The sequence below is a fragment of the Oceanobacillus piezotolerans genome, assembly GCF_003665065.1.
Classification (GTDB): domain Bacteria; phylum Bacillota; class Bacilli; order Bacillales; family Amphibacillaceae; genus Oceanobacillus; species Oceanobacillus piezotolerans.
In genome coordinates this window covers 175,408-198,584 of sequence record NZ_RCHR01000002.1, presented here as the reverse complement: position 1 = coordinate 198,584, position 23,177 = coordinate 175,408, and the positions used below count along the sequence as shown (strand labels likewise).

Here is a 23,177-nt window from a genome sequence, read left to right as displayed (position 1 = left end):
CTGATTGATGATTTCTAGTAGAATATGATAGATACTCGTGAAGGAATGGTGAAGTATGGAAAAGCATGTAGTGGTTATTTATCCACATCCAGATGACGAATCATTTGGAGCTGCAGGAACTGTAGCGAAGTTTCGGTCGGAGGGAGTTCCTGTTACTTACTTATGTGGAACACTGGGAGAAATGGGAAGAAATATGGGGAATCCGACCTTTGCCAATAGAGAAACATTACCTGAAATAAGAAAACAAGAACTCATGGATGCATGCAATATTTTGGATATGGAATTAGAAATGCTCGGTTACCGTGATAAAACTATTGAATTTGAAGACAGAAGGCAAGTAGCTCACCACATCAAAACTTACTTGGACAAAATAAATCCTAGCTTAGTCATTACACATTATCCTGGGTTTGCAGTGCATCCTGACCATAATGCTTATGGAGCAGCCGCTATTGAAGCAGTTAGTCTAATTGAACCTGAGAACCGTCCAACAGTCTGGGCTCAGGCATTTTCAAATGATACTCTGGAAAAATTGGGTACGCCTGATATTAAAAACGACATTGAGAAGTATTTTGATAAAAAGATTAAAGCCATATTAGCTCATGCTTCCCAAGCTATTGGCGTGATTAGTCAATATAGAAATGCAGATAATATTCAAAGTGATTTAAACGAATTAGCAAAGCAAAACCTTGGCATAGAGAGATTCTATGTATGGAAATATTAAAAGCTTACTTTCGGCTAATGCGTTAGTTTTTTCTATTATTGGTAAGGCTAAGAACTTGGCTATTCCCAATCCTTTTCTCAGCTGGGATTTTATAAATACCTAACTTACTAAAGTCAGCAGTGTATTCCTACACTGCTGACTTTTTATTAAGGAATCTTAAGCGTATGAAGTCCATGATTCAGATGGATATTATCTGCACAAAATGAACACAGTTTATTAGTACGAAATAGTAGAGAAAATATAACTCGCACTGAATGAAATAAAATATTTACAAAAACTTTTTGGTTCCGATCAAACGCTCAAGTGTATCACTTAAACGTTTTATGCTACAATTAAAAACAGCTAGCGTATCCAAAGGAGGACATAAAAAGAATGGGAACAATGGTACGTACGAAAGACTTATTAGAAACTTTTAATCTGACCCTAGTGGCAGGGAAAGATGGGATACATAGAGAAATTATCACAAGTGATATTTCACGCCCTGGTATAGAAATGACCGGGTACTTTAAATATTATCCAAAAGAACGTTTGCAATTAATTGGAAAAACGGAGATGACCTATTTCCTTGATCTAACTGAAGAAGAACAAAAAGACAGGGTGGAACAATTGTGTACGGATGTCACACCAGGTATCGTTATTTCCAGGGGAATGAAAGTTCCAGAAGTATTAATAGAAGCAGCTGATCAAACTGGAGTGCCAATTTTACTTTCACCTCGCAAAACAACCAGAGTGATCAGTCGATTAACCAATTACTTAGAGGCAAAATTCGCTCCATTTACTGCCATTCATGGAGTTCTAGTCGATATTTATGGTGTTGGTGTTCTGATTACAGGGCAAAGTGGAGTTGGTAAAAGTGAAACAGCTCTGGAGCTAGTGAAGCGTGGACATCGTCTTGTGGCCGATGATAACGTGGAAATAAGACAAGAAGATTACGACACACTAATCGGGAATTCACCACCATTAATTGAGCACATGCTTGAAATACGCGGATTAGGAATTATCAATGTAATGACATTGTTTGGCGCGGGTGCAGTTCGCAGTTATAAAAAGATATCGATGGTAGTTAATCTTGAAAATTGGGATGAAAAGAAACAGTATGACCGTCTGGGGTTAGATGAGGATACAATGAAAATTATGGATGTGGCTCTTCCAAAGGCAACGATTCCAGTCAGGCCAGGCCGAAACCTTGCCGTTATTATTGAAGTGGCTGCAATGAATTTCCGTTTAAAACGAATGGGAGTCAATGCTGCCGAGGAGTTTTCAGATCGGTTAACTAACATGATAGAACATTCAAATGATATAGAATAGGGGGAGAGAATGTGTTATATACCGCACCATTAGATCGCGTATTTCTGGAGATTGGCCCACTTACCATTTATTGGTATGGCGTTATCATTGCAACAGGTGCTGCGCTGGGGCTTTGGCTTGCTGTTAAGGAAGCCGATCGCCTTGGACTGGAAAAAGATTTGATTATTGATTTTATTGTTTTTGCTGTACCAATAGCTATTCTGTTTGCTCGTATTTATTACGTCACATTTGAATGGGAGCGTTATGCAGACGGTCCATTTTGGCGTGTGTTCGCTGTATGGGAAGGTGGAATTGCCATCCATGGAGCTGTTATCGGTGGAATCTTAACGGCAATTGTCTTCGCTAGAGTGAGAAAAGTGCAATTCTGGCAATTGGCGGATATTATTGCACCAAGCTTGATTTTAGGTCAGGCAATTGGCCGCTGGGGTAACTTTATGAACCAAGAAGCACACGGTGGTGCCCTTCCAGAAGGTTCTATGGTGTACGACATTGTTCCGGATTTCATCTTAAACCAGATGACGATAAATGGCACTACATATCATCCAACTTTTCTATACGAATCTATTTGGAATATCCTTATATTTATTGGATTGATCTTAATGCGTAAATATTTCAACCCTATACGCGGGGAAGTATTTTTAACTTATGTTATTACCTATTCTATTGGCCGTTATTTCATAGAAGGTTTACGTACGGATAGCTTATACGTATTTGGAGAAGTAAGAACTGCTCAGCTTATTTCTATCTTAGGTATTATTATCGCTATTATTATAATGATCTATCGACGTAAAACGACAACGGTCCGTTACCATGATGCTCCACCTTCCAAAAAGAAGGCAAAGAACAATAAGAAAAACATAGCAGGAAATAAGAAAAAGAGAAAATAAAAGTTGTTGTTTATCTAAATAGATAAACTTCTGGTTGGTTTAATTCAAGATAGTGCAAAAAAACCGCTCCGGAAATACACTACGCTTTCCGCGGGCGCTGTTGAGCCTCCTCGTGCTAACGCACTGCGGGGTCTCAACTAGGCTTCTCCTCCCGCAGGAGTCTTCGTGTATTTCCTCCGCTGGATTGTGCTTTTAAACAAGGCATAAGGAGAAACTGCTAAACATGAAGTGATTGGAGCGAAGGGCAGTCGACTCCTGCGGGAAAAGCAACAGCCGAAGACCCCGCAGGAAGCGGTTTTCTTCCGAGGAGGCTGAGGCGTTGCCCGCGGAAAGCGTACTGCCCGTAGCGGAAATCACGAGCGCATATTTCCAGTGCGTGTTTAGATTTCTTCATCAAACATATTCTGAATTAAGTTAATCAATATTTTCTTTCAAATACTAAAGATATAAAATACAAATCAGGCAAAAAGTAACATGATTTCCGACTTAAACATTTGAAAACAAAAGAGGTGTAGTCATGTCTGGCATTCTATTACGGGGTATGAAGCAAGGTCTCTTTACGACTTGGACACTGGGAAAAGTCATTTTCCCGATCACATTAATTGTCACGATATTACAGTTTACCCCTGTCTTGCCATGGGTGATTAAGTTACTAGAGCCCATTATGGGTTTATTGGGCTTATCAGGTGAGGCTGCCGTCCCATTGGTTTTAGGAAATGCATTAAATCTGTATGCAGGTATTGCAGCCATTATCTCGTTTGAATTTACTGTAAAAGAAGTATTTATTCTTGCAATCATGCTATCTTTTTCACACAATCTTTTCATAGAGTCAGCAGTTGCGACAAAGGTAGGGGTTAAGTGGTATGTCATTGTCGGTGTGCGAGTTGGATTAGCTCTGCTATCTGCTGTTATCATTAACTTATTTTGGAATGGTGGAGGGGAGATAGCGCAATATGGGATGATTTCCTCAGCGCAGGCTGAACCAGAAGGCTGGTTAGCGATCAGTCTTTTCGGAATGGAAACAGCGATTTTTGCCATCTTACAGCTTGCCATTATTGTTATTCCATTGATGATAATCATGCAATTTTTACGAGAAAAAGGCTGGTTACACTTTCTTTCGGATAAATTAGCCCCTTTTATGCGTATACTTGGAATGAATAAAAATGCTTCAATGACAATGGTTGCTGGATTAACCATTGGTTTAGCTTTTGGCGCTGGCCTCATGATTCAAGCAGTAAAGGAAGACAATGTCTCGAAGAAGGATATGTATTTAGCGCTTATATTCCTAGTTTCCTGTCATGCGGTTGTCGAGGATACCCTGATATTTATTCCACTTGGCATTCCTGTGTGGCCATTGCTAGTAATTCGAGTAGTAACTGCTTTGTTGCTAACGATAATAATAAGTAAAATATGGACGAATATGGAACGGAAAAGAGAGGGCACAACAGATGAACATTCATACCGTACTATTTGATTTAGATGGAACTTTAATTGATACAAATGAATTAATTATCGCTTCCTTTACACATACTTTTAAACATTATGAACTCAACTTTACAAGAGAGGAAATCATCGAGTTTAATGGTCCTCCATTGGTAGAAACATTTACAAATATAGACCCTGATCGTGTGGATGAGATGATTGATGTCTATCGTGAACATAATTTACGTGTACATGATAATTATGTCGAGGCTTTTCCTTATGTTTTAGAGACGTTAAAACAATTAAAGGAAAGAGATATAAAAATAGGAATTGTCACTACTAAGATGACAGATAGTGTAAATAGAGGATTAAAAATAGCAAAGTTAGAAGGTTTATTTGACACGATGGTAACACTTGATGATGTTACACACCCTAAACCACATCCTGAACCAGTATTAAAAGCGATGAAAGCATTAGATGCAAAGGCAAGCACGACATTAATAGTGGGAGATAACTCCCATGATATTGAATCCGGACAAAATGCAGGGGTAAAGACAGCAGGTGTAGCTTGGTCCTTTAAAGGAAGGGAACGTCTGCAGCAATTGAATCCAACCTATATGCTAGAGGATATGCGAGATTTATTAAAAATTGTAGGTGGGTAAGAGATGAGAAGAACGGAAAGGTATCCAGTAAAAGGTGCGAATTCCTTATGGCAGATTTATAAAACGGTATCGTTTTGGAAGGTGTTTAAGAATACGGCCATTATTTTGATTGCGCGCTATACACCTTTTATGAAAGTGAAAAATAGCCTCTATCGAACATTTCTTAATATGGAAATAGGTGAAATGACAGCATTCGCCTTTATGGTTGTGCCTGACATTATGTTTCCTGAGAAAATTACAGTTGGGAAAAATAGCATTATTGGATATAATACTACCATTCTTGCGCATGAATATCTCATCCAAGAATATCGCATAGGTGATGTTATCATTGGTGACGAGGTAATGATTGGAGCGAACTGCACCATTCTGCCAGGAGTTAGCATTGGTGATAAAGCCATCGTATCAGCAGGAACACTCGTTCATAAAGATGTTCCTGCTGGTGCCTTTGTTGGTGGAAACCCAATGCAAATCATCTATACTAAAGAAGAGATGGAGAAAAGAAATAGAGAAAACTTCTAGAGAGGGGATGAGAATATGGACATTCCAACTGGTGTACTGCCAGCTATTAGAAGAATGAAGGACTTTGAAAGAGCTTTAGAATCTGATAATGAAACAATCGTATTATTAGAAACAAGGCTAAGTCAGCTTAAAAGTCTGATTCAGTATGCGAAGAGGGAAAATAAAAGAGTGCTTGTTCATTTTGATTTGATACAAGGGCTAAAAGCAGATGAATATGGAATGGAATTTCTTATTCGTGAGATAAAACCAGATGGTATTCTTTCAACAAGAGGAAATGTAATAACTTTAGCAAAAAAACAGAAACTTTTAGCAATACAGCGGATGTTCCTGCTGGATAGCTTGGCATTAGAAACAAATCTAAAGCAAATCGACAGAATTAAACCAGATTGTGTAGAAGTACTACCTGGTATAATGCCGGCGATTATCCGGAAGATCATTGATGAAACGAATATACCAATTATTGCGGGTGGATTAATTACCGGTAGAGATGATATTGATCATGCTTTTGATGCAGGAGCTGTTGCAGTCACCACATCGAATATGGAATTATGGAAATACACCAAGTGATTAGTGGTAAGAGGAATATAAAAAAACAAAAAAGTTTGACAGCGTTTTCATAATGGTGTATTATACTTAATAAGTTAATATAAGTGGTGGAGATTTGGAGACCCGTGCTTTTAATTTTACGTACTGCAATAAAGGTATGTTTGTTAAGGCATGGGTTTTTCTAATTTCCTCGCTTACTAGTTTTATAGATTAAGTAAAAGGGGTGGATGGTATGTCTGAGTTTTTGGCAGAACTTATTGGTACGATGATTCTCATTATCCTTGGAGGCGGAGTAGTAGGTGGAGTTGTCTTGAAGAAATCAAAGGCAGAGAACTCTGGTTGGATTGTCATTACCATAGGTTGGGGTCTTGCCGTTACGATGGCAGTGTATGCTGTAGGAAGTTTTTCTGGGGCACATATTAACCCAGCTGTAACGATAGGATTTGCATCAGTTGGTGAGTTTCCCTGGGAAAAAGTGCCATTGTATATAGCTGGACAGTTTATTGGCGCATTTTTAGGAGCAGTTATCGTATTTTTAAATTATTTGCCCCATTGGAAAGAAACGAGAGATAAAGCCTCTAAATTAGGAGTATTTGCAACAGGACCTGCCGTCAGAAGCCCATTGTCTAACTTGCTAAGTGAAGTCATCGGCACTTTTGTATTAGTATTAGGTCTTTTGTTTATAGGAGCTAATGAATTTACGGAGGGGCTAAATCCATTAATCGTTGGGGCATTAATCTTGGCTATTGGAGTTTCACTGGGTGGAGCTACTGGTTATGCGATTAATCCAGCTCGTGACCTGGGACCAAGAATTGCACATGCATTACTTCCTATTCCTGGAAAAGGGGAGTCAGATTGGAGCTATGCTTGGATACCGGTAGTAGGTCCAATTGTTGGGGGTATTTATGGTGCTGTCTTTTACCATGCGCTCTTCTTAGGTACTTACTCTATCATATTTTGGTTATTAACTGCTGCTATTCTTTTATTGATTATTGGTGCAGTAAACGGGGAATTAAAGAAGAATAAGTCTATAGATCAGTATCAAAAAGAAAAAGTAATTTAAAGGGGGAAAAGAACATGAAAGAACAATATATTTTAGCGTTAGACCAGGGGACAACTAGCTCAAGAGCTATTCTTTTTAATCATAATGGTGAAATTGTAGAGACTGCTCAAAGAGAATTTGAACAATTTTTTCCGAATTCGGGCTGGGTAGAACACGATGCGAATGAAATCTGGACTTCCATTCTCGCTTGTATAGCAGACGTACTGCGAAAATCAGATATCGAGCCAGATCAGGTAGCTGGCATTGGGATTACGAACCAGCGCGAAACAACAGTTGTATGGGATAAAAACACGGGAAGGCCAATTTACAAAGCGATTGTTTGGCAATCGAGACAAACAGATGCTATTTGTAAAGAGTTAAAAGAACAAGGATATGAGGATACAATCAGGAACAAAACCGGTTTATTAATCGACCCTTATTTCTCCGGCACGAAGGTGAAATGGATACTGGATCATGTAGAAGGTGCAAGAGAAAGGGCGGAGAATGGAGACTTATTATTTGGCACCATTGATAGTTGGTTAGTGTATAAGCTATCAGGAGGAGAAACGCATGTTACCGATTACTCCAATGCTGCGAGAACTTTAATGTTTAATATTTATGACTTGAAGTGGGATGATGAGTTACTGGAAATATTGGATGTTCCTAAAAGTATGCTGCCAGAAGTAAGACCTTCTTCTGAGGTTTATGCAAAAACAGTGAGCTATCACTTCTTTGGTCATGAAATCCCAATTGCCGGAATTGCAGGAGATCAGCAGGCTGCACTGTTCGGTCAAGCGTGCTTTGAAAAAGGAATGGCGAAAAATACCTACGGAACAGGCTGCTTCATGTTAATGAATACAGGAGATAATGCTGTAGCTTCCAAACATGGATTGCTAACGACACTTGCTTGGGGGGTAGATGGGAAAGTAGAGTATGCCCTGGAAGGGAGCATCTTTGTTGCGGGCTCCGCTATCCAATGGCTTCGTGATGGGCTGAAAATGATTGAAACAAGCCCGCAAAGTGAGGATTTTGCAGCGAGGGTTGATTCAACTGATGGAGTTTACATGGTGCCGGCGTTTGTTGGACTCGGAACTCCATATTGGGATAGTGATGCAAGAGGTGCTATCTTTGGATTGACACGAGGAACAACGAAGGAACACTTCATTCGGGCAACACTGGAATCGCTTGCATATCAAACAAAGGATGTTCTTGATTCCATGATTGCTGATTCTGCTATTGACTTAAAAACGCTTCGAGTGGATGGCGGTGCAGTGAAAAATGATCTGCTTATGCAGTTCCAAAGCGACATTCTTGGAGTACCTGTTGAGCGACCAGTTGTACAGGAAACAACGGCTCTTGGAGCAGCTTACTTAGCTGGTTTAGCGGTTGGTTATTGGAAGGATAAGGAAGAAATTGCAAAGCAATGGCAAAATGAAAAAACATTTACGAATCAAATGGATGCAGAAGAGAGCGAAAGGTTGTATAAAGGCTGGCAGAAGGCTGTAGAAGCTACAAGGGCTTTTAAATAAGTGTAATCTCAATTAGTGGAGAGAATTCATCTCCGCTAATTGAGATTTTCCAATTATAACTGTTAACCAGATGGGAAAGGGTGGTAAAGATGAAGAAAATCATTAACGATCCGAATAGAGTAGTGGAAGACATGGTGAATGGAATGGTACAGGCATTCCCCAATCAGTTAAAGCGAATTCCAGGAACCATGGTAATTTCGCGTCAGGAAGCACCTGTAAAAAATAAGGTTGGCCTTGTTAGTGGTGGAGGCAGTGGCCACGAACCTGCTCATGCTGGATATGTTGGGAAAGGAATGCTCGATGCCGCGGTAGCAGGAGAAGTATTTACCTCACCCACTCCAGACCAAGTATTAGAAGCAATTAAAGCGGTGGATGGCGGTGCTGGGGTCTTTTTGATTATTAAAAATTATACAGGTGATGTGTTAAATTTCGAAATGGCAGCAGAACTAGCTGAAGCAGAGGGAATACAAGTAGAAAAAGTGATTGTCAATGATGATGTAGCGGTTGAAGATAGCGATTTTACGACAGGGAGAAGGGGAATAGCAGGCACAATTTTTGTTCATAAACTGGCAGGAGCAAAAGCTGAACAAGGAGCAACTCTTCAGGAAGTGAAAGTTATTGCTGATAAAGTCGTCCAAAATGTTCGTTCGATGGGAATGGCTTTAACACCGTGTACTGTTCCCGCAGCAGGAAAACCAAGCTTTAATCTGGAAGAAAATGAGATGGAGATTGGTATCGGAATTCATGGGGAAGCAGGGATTGAAAGGAAGGAAATCTCAACAGCTGATGAAATTGCAGAGGAATTAACGATGAAAATCATTGAGGATTTGCCTTACCAAAGTGGTGATGAAGTTGCTGTAATGATTAATGGGTTAGGTTCTACTCCAGAGATGGAACTTTATATTGTCAGCAGAAAGGTACAGGAAGTTTTAAAAGAAAAAGGCATCCAAGTTTATCAAACATTCGTTGGAGAGTTTATGACTTCATTGGAAATGGCTGGCTGTTCGGTAACGCTTCTTAAATTGGATAATGAGTTGAAGGAATTATTACATGCAGAATCACTTGCGCCAGCGTTTCGTGTTTAATCTAAGTTATACTGAGGAGGATTAGCTGTGGAACTGACCATAGAGGATACGATAAAATGGATGCAATTAACAAATGACAAGATTCAAAAGAACAAAGAGCATCTTACAGCTCTTGACCAAGTAATTGGGGATAGTGATCATGGAATAAATATGGCAAGAGGATTCCAAGAAGTAATGAAAAAGTTGGATGCAGCAACCTATGAGACAGTTTCGGATGTGATGAAGGATGTTGCCATGACGTTAATGTCTAAGGTTGGTGGTGCCGCTGGTCCGTTGTATGGTACTGCTTTTTTAAAGTTATCCATGTCATTGAAAGACTCCCAGAAAGTAGATGAAAGCTCTTTTGCAAAAGCATTAGAAGAGGCTGTACAAGGAATCATTATGAGAGGAAAAGCAAATGCTGGGGAGAAGACAATGCTTGATGTTTGGATACCAGTACAGGATTATTTCAGCGCGAATAATGTAAAAGCAGATGAACTAGAGACAATTGCTAAGACAGCCATGGAACAAACGAAAGAGTTAAAAGCAACAAAAGGCCGGGCTTCCTATTTTAAAGATAAATCAATAGGACATATTGATCCTGGCTCTGCATCATCTTATTATCTTTTTACTTCACTTGCTGAAGTGATCGAATAAAGTCTTATAGTATATAAATATAGAGAGGAGGCTAGGATGCATTGTCAAAAGTAGGAATCGTTCTAATTTCTCACAGTTCAAAAATTGCAGAGGGTATCTATGAACTCATACGGCAAGTTATTCAAGATGTTCCGATTGAATTAGCAGGTGGTACGGAAGATAATGAGATTGGTACAAGTATCGACAAAATAATGAAAGCCATTCAAAAAGCAGATCAAGGACAAGGAGTCCTTCTGTTTTACGATATTGGCAGTGCGAAAATGAATGCAGAAATGGCAATCGAAATGACGGAATCTATTCAAGCTAAGTTAATAGAATCTCCACTGGTGGAGGGAGCCTATATGGCAGCAGTTGAATCTGGAATGGGAAAGAAACTGCAGGATATTTATGATTCCGTGAAAGAAGAATTCCATTGTGAAAATAGTTGATGCACATTTGTATACGATAAAGATATAATATGTTATAGTTATTATAAGTTAATAGATTGGACGGAGATTTGGAAGAGCCGCAAACAGCTAATGCAGAGGTGCATTAGTACGTTTGTGGCTTCTCTTTTTTCTCCTCATAACCCTTTTGAACTTATTGCGAGTAGGAAAGTGAACTTTCTTGCCGACTAAAATAGGAGGTATCACGTCATGACTAACTTCTCAAGTCTAAATCGTCCAGAAATCTGGACAGAGCTGAAAGAGAATCCCCTCGATGTGCTAATTATCGGCGGGGGAATAACAGGAGCGGGAATCGCATTGGATGCTGCAACAAGAGGAATGCGTGTCGGCTTAGTGGAGATGCAGGATTTTGCTGCGGGGACATCAAGCCGATCGACAAAACTGGTACATGGTGGGCTTCGCTATCTACAGCAATTTGAGATAAAAATGGTTGCGGATGTTGGAAAGGAAAGAGCAATCGTATACGAAAATGGACCGCATGTTACGACTCCTGAATGGATGATGTTACCCTTTCATAAAGGAAGCACCTTAGGACCATTAACAACCAACATTGGTCTACGTGTATATGATTTTCTGGCAGGAGTTAAAAAAAGAGAACGTCGTAAAATGTTAAGCGCAAGTGAGGCTATTGAACGAGAATCATTGATTAAACAAGAAGACTTAAAGGGTGCTGGTTATTATGTGGAATATCGAACAGATGATGCAAGGCTAACGATCGAAGTAATGAAAAAGGCAGTCGAGTATGGAGTGCACGCGCTAAATTATGCGAAAGCTTCTAAATTCCTTTATTCGGAGGAGAATAAATTAGAAGGAGCGATCATTGAAGATCAAATTACAGGAGAAAAGCATCCGATTTATGCGAAAAAAATTGTGAATGCGGCAGGGCCATGGGTAGATAATCTTCGGGAGATAGACGGTTCTAAGCAGGGAAAGGCATTGCATTTAACAAAGGGAGTACATCTAGTATTTTCAAATGAGGTCTTCCCATTACGACAAGCGATTTATTTTGATACACCTGATGGACGTATGATCTTTGCTATACCAAGAGACAACAAAACCTATGTGGGAACGACCGATACTACTTATACAGGAGACATTGCCCACCCAGTATTAACCGTGGAGGACCGGGATTATTTGCTTCGTGCAATTCACTATATGTTCCCTAAACTAGAATTAGGACCAGAGGATGTGGAATCAAGCTGGGCAGGTCTTCGTCCATTAATAGCGGAAGCGGGGGCATCTAACCCAAGTGAAATCTCACGTAAAGATGAAATATTTATCTCAGAATCTGGATTGATTTCCATGGCTGGAGGAAAATTAACAGGCTACCGAAAAATGGCACAAGAAGCGGTGAATACTGTAGCAAAGCAACTAAAAGAGGAAGAAGGCATTTTATATTCTAATAGTAATACGATGGATCTGCCTATTTCAGGTGGTGATGTGGATGGCTCTGTAGGATTCGAACTATATAAGAAAAACAAGGTAAAAGAAGGAATGAGCTTGGGATTATCAGAAGAAGAAGCAATGGCTCTCGTACAGCAATACGGCTCCAATGTAGATGTTTTATTTACCCTGTTTAGAGACAATAAAGAAGAAGCTGCTAAAGAAAATATTGATCCAATTGTGTTAACACAGCTTCTTTATTCAATAGAATACGAGCTTGCCTATAAGCCGGTTGACTTTTTCATTCGCCGTACAGGTGCATTATTCTTTGACATTGACTGGGTCCATGAAAATAAGGAATCGGTAATTGACTATATGAAGAAGTATTTCCAATGGAGTGATGAGCAGTCCAAGGAATATCGCCTTGAATTAGAGCAATTATTGAAAGAAGCAGTTACTCCTGTTAAATAGCCATAAAGTAGTGCGTTAATCTTTGGAGATTAACGCACTTTCAATTAGTTAACTCAGTAGTTGATAGAAAATGTTGATTAACTGAATTCAGGATAATGCTTAAAGACGCTCCACAATACACTGGAAATATGCGCTCGTGATTTTCGCTTCGGGCAGTACGCTTTCCGCGGGCAACGTCTCAGCCTCCTCGGAAGAAGATCACTTCCTGCGGGGTCTTCGCTTGTTGCTTTTCCCGCAGGAGTCGACTGCCCTCCGCTACAATCACTTCCTGTTAAGGGGAGCTTTCTCCATCCATAGAGGTTTAAAAGCACAATCTAGCGGAGGAAATACACGGAGACTCCTACGGGAGGACAGGCCTAGGTGAGACCCCTCAGAGACGACAGTCTCGAGGAGGCTCAGCAGCCGCCCGTGGAAAGCGCAGTGTATTTCCGGAGCGGGTTTTATGCACTATAATGAATTAAACTAATCAGCGGTCTATTTACTATTATCTAGAATACCAAAATTATCCTGGAATTCTAACAATCGGTGAATCCCTTCTTTTCCCTATATTATTCCCGGTTTAGATATGGTATACTTTTGACATATTGACTTCATATAGGGGGATATTTATGCCACAGGCAAGAAAAAAGAAAGAACCAACAAATATTATCCCTTTTATTCCTGATGGTGATTTTTACTTCACGAAAGGCGTAGAAGCTTTTCAGAACCGGAAATTTGATCTTGCAATAAAATGGATGAAGAAGGCAATTGACGCGAAGCCAAAAGAGCCACTGTTTCAATGTCAAATGTCTGTCATTTATACAGAAATTGGAGCATATCATGCTGCTAATCAAGTATTAACCGAAGTACTGCAAAACAGTAACTATATAGATTGTTATTACCTAATTGCCAATAACTATGCGCATTTAGGCTTATTAAATGATGCCAGAAAATATGCGATGTCCTATCTTGAAAAAGAACCAGAAGGTGACTTCAGTGAAGATGCTAAAAGTCTCCTGGAGGTTATTGAATATGATGACGATGAAGACAATGAATTCACTTTAGATGATGAAGATGATCTATTAATCTACCAGGAGACTGCCTTCTTTCATATGGAGAATCAAGAGTGGGAGGAAGCTATTCCAGTCCTTGAAGAGTTAATGAGCCTCTTTCCAGACTATATGATGGCCAAGCATGACTATTGCCAGGCGCTATTCTTCTCAGGTAATCAAGAAAAAGCCATTGAACAGCAGCTCCAATTACTAGAAGTTGAGCCACTGTCATTATACAGTCACGCTAATTTGGCCATTTTCTATTATGAAACTGGTGATTTAGATGCATACCAAGCACATATTGGAGTACTGGAAAATATTTATCCAATGCATGAGCAACAGAAATTAAGGCTAGCCGTTACTTTTGCTAGAACGGGAAATTATCAGGCTGCTTATCAGCGATTTCTAAAGCTTGGAAAAGGATCAGTGAAGAACCACCCATCTTTTTTCCGTTGGTACAGTATTTCTGCTTATCAAGTTGGAGAGCCTTCGAAGGCTTTAGAATTATGGCAGGAAGGATGTAAACGACATCCATTGCTAGGACAAGAATCAGGTCCATGGAATAAAGAATAGAGCATTAATTACCTGGAGATGAGCAGAATAATAGACGAATAGCATCAGATTTTATAAGGTAGATGTATATAATAAAAATTATATTATTTATTGAAATCCAGGTAATTAATTAGAACATAAAAGGGTGATAGCATGACAAACGAAAACGTATTTGATGTCATCATAGCAGGTGCAGGACCAGCTGGTATGACTGCTGCGGTGTATGCTTCTCGTGCCAATTTGAGAACATTGATGATTGAACGCGGTATACCAGGTGGGCAAATGGCAAATACAGAGGATGTAGAGAATTATCCTGGCTTCGATTCGATCTTAGGACCGGATTTATCTAATAAGATGTTTGACCACTCTAAGAAGTTTGGTGCAGAATATGCATATGGCGACATCACAGAAGTCATCGATAATGGAACTTATAAAATCATCAAAGCTGGTAATAAGGAATACAAAACAAAAGCATTCATTATTGCTACAGGAGCGGAATATAAGAAGCTTGGTATTGAAGGTGAAGAGGATTTAGGTGGCCGCGGCGTATCCTATTGTGCAGTTTGTGACGGAGCCTTCTTTAAGCAGAAGCATCTTGTTGTAGTTGGTGGCGGGGATTCCGCTGTGGAGGAAGGCGTCTATTTAACACGTTTTGCTGATAAAGTTACCATCATTCACCGTCGTGATGAACTCCGTGCTCAGAAGATTTTACAACAGCGTGCCTTTGATAATGAAAAAGTGGATTTTATTTGGGATACTGTTGTCAAAAAAATTAATGGGCCTGAAGGCAAAGTGAGCAGTGTTACATTAGAAAACGTGAAAACAGGAGAGCAATTTGATTTTGATGCGGATGGTGTCTTTATTTATATCGGCTTAGTCCCATTAAGTGGACCATTTGTCTCATTAGGCATTACAAATGATGAAGGATATATTCCAACAAATGAACATATGGAAACAAAAGTTCCTGGAATCTATGCGGCAGGGGATATTCGTGAAAAACAACTTCGACAAATTGTGACAGCTACCGGTGACGGAAGTATTGCAGCAGAGTCAGCGATAAAATTTGTCGAAGAATTAGAAGAAGAAACGAAAGTGGCGAAATCCTAATTTAAATGCAAATCTTAACTTTGTTTTAATGATGCTGTAATACAATCGAAACAAAAAAGGGGTACACTATAAATAACTAATTGACCCCCTTTTAATAGATAAATTAGTTTCTTGCACAGATGATTCCATCTGTGCCTTTTTTTGTCTAATTATGGGACAAGACCCCAAATAATAAAGAGAGAATCTCATTAAAGCTTGTCTTAATTTGTCGTATTTATTCTTCAAGAAGATCAGAATAAATATTGCTCTTCATAAGTTCAGCTAAGACCTCGCCTAAGGTGAAGATTTTAGTTTTTAATAAAAAATGGCAGAGGCTTTCCAGTCAGGACGAATGGAAGTTTCATTGCTTTCATAGTATAATAAAGGAAGAGCATACAGTATAGGTTAGTGACTTAGCCCCGATGTTTTCGGTTGATGAGCTTTTGTTCTTTATATTTCATTACGAAATTATAAATTTCTACACTTATTTTTATGTTCATGATATCCTTCAACTTGAATAAAGGGGAGAGAAGAAGATGAGTGATAACAAATCAGAAACTAAATTGGTAATTATAACCGGAATGTCAGGTGCTGGGAAAACTGTAGCGGTACAAAGCTTTGAAGATTTGGGTTATTATTGTGTCGATAATTTACCCCCTACCTTGTTACCAAAATTCTTAGATCTAATGAAGGATTCTACCAACAACATTCAAAAAGTAGCATTAGTCATGGACCTGCGTGGACGTGAATTTTTTGATTCGTTATTTGATGCATTAGATAGTTTGGGGAAAGAACAGTGGATAGATGAGCATATCCTATTCTTAGACGCCAAAGATGAAAAGCTTGTTAGTCGTTATAAGGAGACAAGGCGTTCCCACCCATTAGCAGTTGGCGGTCTCCCGTTAAATGGGATTAGACAAGAACGAGAAATTCTGGATGAGTTACGTGGAAGAGCACAGCGTATCATTGATACTACCAATTTAAAGCCTAAAGACTTAAGAGAAAAAATCGTTAAAATATATTCAGAAGACAAACAAGAGATTTTCTCTGTGCATTTGGTTTCATTTGGATTCAAGTATGGAATTCCAATTGATGCAGATACCGTCTTTGATGTCAGATTTTTGCCAAACCCGCACTATGTCTCTCACTTACAGCCATTAACTGGTTTAAATCAAGATGTAGCAACATATGTTTTTAAATGGTCTGATACTCAAGCATTTATTGACAAGGCGATGGACTTGTTGCAATTTATGCTGCCCCAATATAAGAAAGAGGGGAAATCCCAGTTAGTTGTTGGAATTGGCTGTACGGGTGGACAGCATCGGTCGGTTGCCCTAGCGGAACACTTTGCAAAAGAGTTGTCCAGCCAGTATATTACACATGTTAGCCATCGAGATATTGACAAAAGAAAGGAACATTAATTATGTCAGTTCTGAAGCTGCCACGGGTCGTTGTAATCGGCGGAGGTACCGGTATGCCAGTCCTCTTGCGTGGTCTTAAAGATTTACCAATCCAGCTTACAGCATTAGTTACCGTGGCTGATGATGGGGGAAGTACAGGAAGATTGCGAAATGAAATGGACATTCCGGCTCCAGGCGATATCCGAAATGTTATTGCAGCACTATCCGATGCAGAGCCTATGCTGCTTGACCTATTTCAACATCGTTTCTCGGTGGGGAACGGCTTATCTGGGCACTCCATGGGGAATTTATTATTGGCTGCGATGACTTCCATTACAGGTGATTTTTATGATGGAATTAAGGAGATTTCCCGTGTTTTAAATGTTAAAGGCGAGATTTATCCGATTTCCAACCAAACGATGTCACTCCATGCAGAATTTATAGATGGTACGACTGTATCTGGAGAATCTAATATCCCGAAAGTAAATAAGCGGATTGATCGAGTGTTTCTGAGTCCGGACAAGATCACACCTCTGCCTAATGCAGTGCGTGCGATTGAAATGGCTGACTTAGTTATTATTTCCCCAGGTAGTTTATATACAAGTATTATGCCGAATTTAATCATACCCGAGATTGATGATGCCCTAAGAAAAACACAAGGAAAAGTTGTCTATGTTTGTAATGTGATGACACAAGCTGGCGAAACAACCGGATATACAGCATCTGATCATGTTGGGGCTATTATTCGCCACATAGGAACAGGATGCTTGGATGCTATCGTCGTTCATAATGAACCAATTGAGCAATCAATCCGTGCAGTTTATGCGGAGGAAAATGCTGAGCCAGTGACTTATGATATCGAAAAATTAGTCGATATGGGTCTGGAAATTATTGAAGGGGATATTATTAGTCATCGAGGGTCTACGGTAAGGCATGATAAAGATAAAATAGCGATGTTATTGTATTCCATATTGGAGCAGTGACACGCATAAGTAAAGGAGGTATGAGCATGTCCTTTGCTTCAGAAATTAAAAAGGAACTTACATCTTTAGAAATCGAGGATGAAGCATGCCAGGATGCTGAGTTAGCCGCTCTCATTCGAATGAATGGCGTGATCTCTCTTTCTAGAATGCAATACACACTAGATGTACAAACGGAAAATGCTGCGATTGCAAGAAGAATATATACTTTAATTAAAATGAGATATGCCTTGCCAGTAGAATTGCTCGTTCGTAAAAAGATGAAGCTAAAGAAGAATAATGTTTACATTGTGCGTATGAAAAAAGGAGTTCAAACCCTGCTTCAGGACCTGGAGATTATGAAGGATTCCTACTCCATTATTTCAACCATATCCGATAAATACTTAGCGAATTCAGATTGTAAAAAAGCATACTTACGTGGTGCGTTTTTAGCAGGTGGGTCCGTTAATAATCCAGAAACTTCATCCTATCATTTAGAAATCTCTAATGTACACAAGGAGCATAATGATGCATTATGTGAGTTGTTAAATACATTTGAACTCCGGGCTCGTACGTTGGAAAGAAAAAAAGGCTTTATTGTCTATATTAAAGAAGCAGAAAAGATTACGGAGTTCCTCAATATTATTGGGGCGCATAATGCGTTATTTAAATTTGAGGATGTAAGAATTGTTCGTGATATGCGTAATTCCGTTAACCGCCTTGTGAATTGTGAAACGGCAAATTTAAATAAAACCATTGGTGCTGCATTCCGACAAATAGAAAATATAAAGCTCATTGAAAGAACAGTAGGTCTAGAAAAACTTCCTGAAAAATTGCAAGAAATCGCAAAGCTGCGCATCATGCACCAGGAAGTTTCCTTAAAGGAATTAGGCGAACTAGTGTCGAGTGGGAAGATATCTAAATCAGGGGTAAATCACCGGTTAAAGAAAATAGATGAATTTGCTGATAAAATTAAACAAGGTGAGATTGTACTTTAAACCTTCGTGAAGCTTTTGAGGAATTATTTTTTTAAAAGACATTATATGTTATAATGCAGGTAATTTATAAGGTTCTTCGTACCACAATCCATCCGTAGAGAATAATTTGTTTTCTATTGAACAAGTGGACTTTAGGATTGCTAGCTAGAGAGAGATAAACTCTCTACTGGCTGCTACAAAGGTTTCCGCCTAAAGCGAAGATACCTTCTTTTATAGAGAAATGTTAGCGTTTACGAGCAAAAGGGGAGGATGAGGGAATTGGTTGAAAGGTCATTAAAAGTTGAATTGGAGTCAGGACTGCAGGCTAGACCAGCTGCACAATTTGTGCAGGAAGCAAATCGATATTCTTCGCATTTATTTTTAGAAAAAGGCGGAAAGAAAATTAATGCGAAAAGTATTATGGGGCTGATGAGTTTAGCGATAGCGAGCGGAGAAGAAATCACTCTAATCGCAGATGGTCCTGATGAAGAAGTGGCTTTGAATCATTTATGTTCATTTGTATCAACAAAATAGGGGCAGAAAAAAACTCGGCTTCTAGCGACGCCGAGTTTTTTACATTACTTATTCAGGTTTGCGTTCTAAGATTTGATCAATTAGGCCATATTCTACAGAAGCTTGTGCAGTCATGAAGTTATCACGCTCTGTATCACGTTCAATTACTTCTAGTGGTTGACCTGTTTTTTCAGCCATAATTTGGTTCATGCGTTTCTTGATTTCGATAATACGTTTTGCATGAATTTCAATGTCTGTTGCTTGACCTTGTGCTCCACCAAGTGGTTGGTGAATCATAATTTCACTGTTTGGAAGTGCATAGCGTTTTCCTTTTTCACCAGCAGTTAGAAGGAAAGCACCCATAGATGCAGCCATACCAATACAGATGGTAGATACATTTGGTTTAATAAAATTCATTGTATCGTAGATGGCCATACCAGCTGTAATCGATCCACCAGGTGAATTGATATACAAGGAAATATCCTTATCTGGATCTTCCGCTTCCAAGAAAAGTAATTGTGCTACAATGGAATTTGCAACATTATCGTCGATTCCACTACCTAATAAAATAATACGGTCTTTTAATAAACGTGAGTAAATGTCATATGCACGTTCTCCACGGTTTGTTTGTTCAATAACTGTAGGTACTAAATTCATTTAAGTATCCTCCTTATAAACACCAATAGAATAGTTTAATTGTTTCTACATTCATAATAGCTCAAAGGTCAATAAAGGTCAAACAAAAACGTTCGACAACACCTATTCATATTATTTCCATCTTTCCCCATATTTGTTTGATATAAACATAAGCTTTAAACAAAGAAAAGACAAGAAATCCAACTTATAATGGAATTCTTGTCTTTTCTTTATTCCTATTCCCAGATTTTAACAGCATAGGGAGGAAGAGTATAATTTTATTCCGAAGTATAATCTTCGTTAATAGAAAAAGATAATAAGTCTGCTTCTTTATTCCAATCTACAAAAACTTCTACCGATTTCCCCTCATTATTGGCAACAACAAAGCTGGGCTCACCATGTTCTCCAACATATTGGAGTTGTTCATTAAATTTGGAGCTAACATCCTCTTCTAATAAATCATTCAGCATATCAAGTGTTTGTTCACGTGTTAAATTATCCATCGATTTTTCTCCTATACATCATATTATCTATAGGATTCACTAATCATACCGGAACAATACATGAAAAAAGCCAGGAAAAAAATTGTTCCTGGCTTAGCCCCATAAAGAAAAAAAGAAATTGAAAGCTTCTCAGAATTAATTATGGATGTGAAAGAAGCAATTAAGTGGGGGAGAGAAAATCACTAAAAAGGTGTGTCAAGAATATTATAACGATAACTACCAATACTAAGAACATAGTCGAAAAATAAGAGGTGGTTTACATTTTAACATATACAGATATCGGTAAAGGAGTGCCAATCGTATTTATTCATGGTTTAGGTAATAGAAAAGAAATGTGGAGATTCCAACATAAATTATCTGAGAACTATAGATTAATACTTGTAGATTTGAGAGGTCATGGCGAAACAGAAATTGAAAAGGATATTACAATGTTCAATTTTGCTAAAGATATAATTGAACTGTTAGAGCATCTAGAAGTGGATAGAGTATTTATATGTGGATTATCTCTAGGGGGACTGGTTGCGCAAGAAATCTGCAAACAAAAGCCAGACGTAGTGCGTGGCCTAATATTGGCAAACACGACTACATATATTCCGTATATGGCTAATATAATGGTAAGCCAGTTTATCAATAAAAGTAAAGAGGATATCATTGATGCTGTTATGAGTTGGTCTTTGTTTAATAAGAAGCTAGAGAAAGAGGCGAGAAGTTCTTTTTTTATTAGAGATGCATTTTATTCGTGCGCAAAAGCTCCCATAGGAATTAATTATACAAAGCATTTACTGACTATGCGAAAGCCGATGCTGATCATTAGTGGGACGCACGATATGGTTACGCCTATGTTTTATTCATTATCCATGTATTTGATGACATGTAATTCGAAGTTTGTTTCACTTAATGCAGGACATTTAAGTAATATAGAAAAGCCAGAAGAGTTTAACCGGAGTATTAATAATTTTATTAAAGATGTTTCATGAACGATAAAATCTCATCCTTAAATGGGTGGTAATATCTACAATGTCATATTCCGTCTACAAAATAGACGTAATCTTCTACTACAGGCGCGCCTTCGCCAATTTTGCTTAACTTTTCGACTATCTTAGTTATCCCTTTCACCTCCAATTTGTCATTAACGTATCTTTCCTTATATCATCTCAATAAACTCTTTATGCTTATAAAATTTCTTGACCTTATGTTATTTATCGCTTCCCCGCAGTTTTCTTGATTGCCGTAACTCTTCTCGTACTTATTAGTCATTGCTACGTAATCGCGATATCCAGCGACGTTAGCTGTATCAATAATCGACTTCTAGTAATAATTTTAACTATCATCGATTTTATTGTAATTTGGAGCTTGGCCAACAGTATACTATAAGCACGGATATAGATATCATTGATGGCACATTTTCAGAGGTTACAGTTTTGCCATATCCAAGTGGTTCAGGAGATATTGTACAACCGCCAAATGCGAGAATATCATAAACGTTCACAAAAGTATCAACTGCAACTGACAGTGTTAATATATGCAGGTAGGTCTGAAGCTATAAGGGCCAAGGAATAAAAATAAACAAAGTAAAGATTGAAAAAGGTGCTATATCAACACCATGGACTCCAGCACATCAGATTTAGTAGGACCCCAAGGACCTAAAGGTGCGACTGGAGATAGGGGACCAACAGGTTCAAGAAGGGTTCGTAAAGAAATGCAAAACATAATAAAAACTCGCTGGGACAAAACGAGTTTTTTTATGAAGACGCTTTTTAATTAATCTTCCCAAACATCATTCATTAGATCTTCAATTTCTTTTCTTAATTTTTCAGTTTCATTTTTCAAGACAGTTACTTTTTTACCTTCAATCTCAATAACGTCACCAATTGAAGCCTCTTTTGGAAATAAAGCTTTATTGTAATCCTTTGTCATACCATCTATTTCGACAACTGCGATATTACCTTCGAAACGGTCAATTATACCTTTTATTTTTTTCATTTTTACCTCTTAGATGTTGAAACTGTTAATTTTGTTCCCGTTGAACTAATAACAATATTCCCCTTTTGATCTGTACGATATACTGTAGACTTCGCTGATTTAAATCTGTTTAAAACGTCCTTTGTAGGATGTCCATAAGAATTCTTACCAACACTTATTACTGCATATTTAGGTTTAACCACGTTTAAGAAATTAGTGTTTGAAGATGTTTTAGCTCCGTGGTGTCCCGCCTTTAACACATCTGCTTTTAGTGTTTGTTTAGCTTTAATCATATCAGTCTCAGAAGCTTTTTCTGCATCCCCGGCAAATAGAAATTTATTTTTGTTATAAGTTACATGTAGAACAGCACTCCAGTTATTTAAGTCACTTTTATTGTAATTTTTAACTGGACCAACAAACTTTGCTGTAACATATTTAAGTGGTAATTTCACATCTGCTTTAGCTGTTTTAATTGTGAGTTTTTCATTTTTAACCGCTTGTAAAAAGTTTTTGTATGCTTGAGTAGTATGGGACACTTTAGGGGCATATACAGATTCTACTTTATATGCTTTTAGGACTTCGTCTAATCCACCTATATGATCCGCGTCTGGGTGAGTTGCTATCATTATTTCAATGTCATCAACTTTTTGTTTCTTTAAGTATGCAATAATTTCATCACCCTGACCTTGTCTACCACCATCAATTAATACGTCTTCGCCGCCAGGCATTTTGATATAAGTTGCATCACCTTGACCAACATTAATAAAATGTACTTTCATTGTTCTTGTAGCGGCATCAGCAGATATAGGGGATACAATAAGTGTTACTACCAATACTATTGATGCAAAAATAGCAAGTATTCTTTTCAATTACCAGTCCCTCTTTCTTATTTTAATTATAA

The 23,177-nt window shown here is 38.4% G+C and carries 24 protein-coding genes; 20 read left to right on the top strand and 4 right to left on the bottom strand.

Annotation, left to right across the window (positions count from 1 at the left end; all coding sequences use genetic code 11):
• The first annotated feature begins 55 nt into the window (after positions 1-55).
• The 19 genes from bshB2 (at position 56) to D8M04_RS05290 (ending at position 19,196) form a co-directional block, all read left to right on the top strand.
• Positions 56-721 carry a bacillithiol biosynthesis deacetylase BshB2 gene (gene bshB2, locus D8M04_RS05380; RefSeq protein WP_121521890.1) on the top strand — a complete coding sequence of 222 codons (666 nt, stop codon included), beginning with the start codon at positions 56-58 and terminating at the stop codon, positions 719-721.
• 372 nt (positions 722-1,093) lie between these two features.
• Positions 1,094-2,029, top strand: coding sequence for an HPr(Ser) kinase/phosphatase (gene hprK, locus D8M04_RS05375; RefSeq protein ID WP_121521889.1), 936 nt, complete (start codon positions 1,094-1,096; stop codon positions 2,027-2,029).
• 11 nt (positions 2,030-2,040) lie between these two features.
• Positions 2,041-2,916: a prolipoprotein diacylglyceryl transferase gene (gene lgt, locus D8M04_RS05370; protein WP_121521888.1), complete on the top strand. Its 876-nt coding sequence runs from the start codon at positions 2,041-2,043 to the stop codon at positions 2,914-2,916.
• A gap of 517 nt (positions 2,917-3,433) precedes the next feature.
• Positions 3,434-4,390 carry a nucleoside recognition domain-containing protein gene (locus tag D8M04_RS05365; protein ID WP_121521887.1) on the top strand — a complete coding sequence of 319 codons (957 nt, stop codon included), beginning with the start codon at positions 3,434-3,436 and terminating at the stop codon, positions 4,388-4,390.
• Positions 4,365-5,000 carry a pyrophosphatase PpaX gene (ppaX, locus tag D8M04_RS05360; protein WP_121521886.1) on the top strand — a complete coding sequence of 212 codons (636 nt, stop codon included), beginning with the start codon at positions 4,365-4,367 and terminating at the stop codon, positions 4,998-5,000. The genes D8M04_RS05365 and ppaX overlap by 26 nt, the downstream gene beginning before the upstream one ends.
• Before the next feature lie 3 nt (positions 5,001-5,003).
• Positions 5,004-5,519 carry an acyltransferase gene (locus tag D8M04_RS05355; protein WP_121521885.1) on the top strand — a complete coding sequence of 172 codons (516 nt, stop codon included), beginning with the start codon at positions 5,004-5,006 and terminating at the stop codon, positions 5,517-5,519.
• A gap of 15 nt (positions 5,520-5,534) precedes the next feature.
• Positions 5,535-6,086 (top strand): glycerol-3-phosphate responsive antiterminator, encoded by a 552-nt coding sequence (locus D8M04_RS05350; RefSeq protein ID WP_121521884.1) that lies wholly within the window; start codon positions 5,535-5,537, stop codon positions 6,084-6,086.
• Between the two features lie 211 nt (positions 6,087-6,297).
• A complete protein-coding gene (locus D8M04_RS05345) occupies positions 6,298-7,128 on the top strand; it encodes an MIP/aquaporin family protein (protein ID WP_121521883.1) in 831 nt (276 codons plus the stop codon).
• Between the two features lie 14 nt (positions 7,129-7,142).
• Entirely contained in the window at positions 7,143-8,636 is a 1,494-nt protein-coding gene (gene glpK / locus D8M04_RS05340) for a glycerol kinase GlpK (protein WP_121521882.1), read from the top strand.
• A gap of 89 nt (positions 8,637-8,725) precedes the next feature.
• Positions 8,726-9,721, top strand: coding sequence for a dihydroxyacetone kinase subunit DhaK (dhaK, locus tag D8M04_RS05335; protein ID WP_121521881.1), 996 nt, complete (start codon positions 8,726-8,728; stop codon positions 9,719-9,721).
• Between the two features lie 27 nt (positions 9,722-9,748).
• Positions 9,749-10,357, top strand: a complete 609-nt coding sequence (gene dhaL / locus D8M04_RS05330) for a dihydroxyacetone kinase subunit DhaL (protein WP_121521880.1) — start codon at positions 9,749-9,751, stop codon at positions 10,355-10,357.
• Between the two features lie 41 nt (positions 10,358-10,398).
• Positions 10,399-10,785: a dihydroxyacetone kinase phosphoryl donor subunit DhaM gene (gene dhaM, locus D8M04_RS05325; protein WP_121521879.1), complete on the top strand. Its 387-nt coding sequence runs from the start codon at positions 10,399-10,401 to the stop codon at positions 10,783-10,785.
• Between the two features lie 207 nt (positions 10,786-10,992).
• Positions 10,993-12,657: a glycerol-3-phosphate dehydrogenase/oxidase gene (locus D8M04_RS05320; protein ID WP_121521878.1), complete on the top strand. Its 1,665-nt coding sequence runs from the start codon at positions 10,993-10,995 to the stop codon at positions 12,655-12,657.
• 608 nt (positions 12,658-13,265) lie between these two features.
• Positions 13,266-14,261 carry a tetratricopeptide repeat protein gene (locus D8M04_RS05315; RefSeq protein WP_121521877.1) on the top strand — a complete coding sequence of 332 codons (996 nt, stop codon included), beginning with the start codon at positions 13,266-13,268 and terminating at the stop codon, positions 14,259-14,261.
• Positions 14,262-14,393: 132 nt separating this feature from the next.
• Complete coding sequence (trxB, locus tag D8M04_RS05310; RefSeq protein WP_121521876.1) at positions 14,394-15,347, top strand: thioredoxin-disulfide reductase; 954 nt, start codon at positions 14,394-14,396, stop codon at positions 15,345-15,347.
• A 515-nt stretch (positions 15,348-15,862) separates the two neighbouring features.
• On the top strand, positions 15,863-16,747 hold the full coding sequence (gene rapZ, locus D8M04_RS05305) for an RNase adapter RapZ (RefSeq protein WP_121521875.1): 885 nt from the start codon (positions 15,863-15,865) through the stop codon (positions 16,745-16,747).
• Positions 16,748-16,749: 2 nt separating this feature from the next.
• A complete protein-coding gene (locus tag D8M04_RS05300; protein ID WP_121521874.1) occupies positions 16,750-17,709 on the top strand; it encodes a gluconeogenesis factor YvcK family protein in 960 nt (319 codons plus the stop codon).
• 26 nt (positions 17,710-17,735) lie between these two features.
• On the top strand, positions 17,736-18,683 hold the full coding sequence (whiA, locus tag D8M04_RS05295; RefSeq protein WP_121521873.1) for a DNA-binding protein WhiA: 948 nt from the start codon (positions 17,736-17,738) through the stop codon (positions 18,681-18,683).
• A gap of 258 nt (positions 18,684-18,941) precedes the next feature.
• Positions 18,942-19,196, top strand: a complete 255-nt coding sequence (locus D8M04_RS05290; RefSeq protein WP_121521872.1) for an HPr family phosphocarrier protein — start codon at positions 18,942-18,944, stop codon at positions 19,194-19,196.
• Between the two features lie 48 nt (positions 19,197-19,244).
• Here D8M04_RS05290 and clpP read toward each other — a convergent pair whose 3' ends face one another.
• Both clpP and D8M04_RS05280 read right to left on the bottom strand, forming a co-directional pair.
• On the bottom strand, positions 19,245-19,832 hold the full coding sequence (gene clpP, locus D8M04_RS05285; protein WP_121521871.1) for an ATP-dependent Clp endopeptidase proteolytic subunit ClpP: 588 nt from the start codon (positions 19,830-19,832) through the stop codon (positions 19,245-19,247).
• 257 nt (positions 19,833-20,089) lie between these two features.
• Complete coding sequence (locus D8M04_RS05280; RefSeq protein ID WP_121521870.1) at positions 20,090-20,314, bottom strand: hypothetical protein; 225 nt, start codon at positions 20,312-20,314, stop codon at positions 20,090-20,092.
• Positions 20,315-20,565: 251 nt separating this feature from the next.
• On the opposite strand from D8M04_RS05280, the gene D8M04_RS05275 reads away from it, so the two are divergent.
• Positions 20,566-21,291 carry an alpha/beta fold hydrolase gene (locus tag D8M04_RS05275; RefSeq protein WP_121521869.1) on the top strand — a complete coding sequence of 242 codons (726 nt, stop codon included), beginning with the start codon at positions 20,566-20,568 and terminating at the stop codon, positions 21,289-21,291.
• A 784-nt stretch (positions 21,292-22,075) separates the two neighbouring features.
• On the opposite strand, the gene D8M04_RS05270 is transcribed toward D8M04_RS05275, so the two are convergent.
• The gene (locus tag D8M04_RS05270) at positions 22,076-22,297 is read right to left on the bottom strand and encodes a DUF3006 domain-containing protein (RefSeq protein WP_121521868.1); all 222 of its coding nucleotides are present in this window, start codon (positions 22,295-22,297) and stop codon (positions 22,076-22,078) included.
• Positions 22,298-22,299: 2 nt separating this feature from the next.
• Positions 22,300-23,145: a ComEC/Rec2 family competence protein gene (locus D8M04_RS05265; RefSeq protein ID WP_121521867.1), complete on the bottom strand. Its 846-nt coding sequence runs from the start codon at positions 23,143-23,145 to the stop codon at positions 22,300-22,302.
• Positions 23,146-23,177 lie beyond the last annotated feature (32 nt).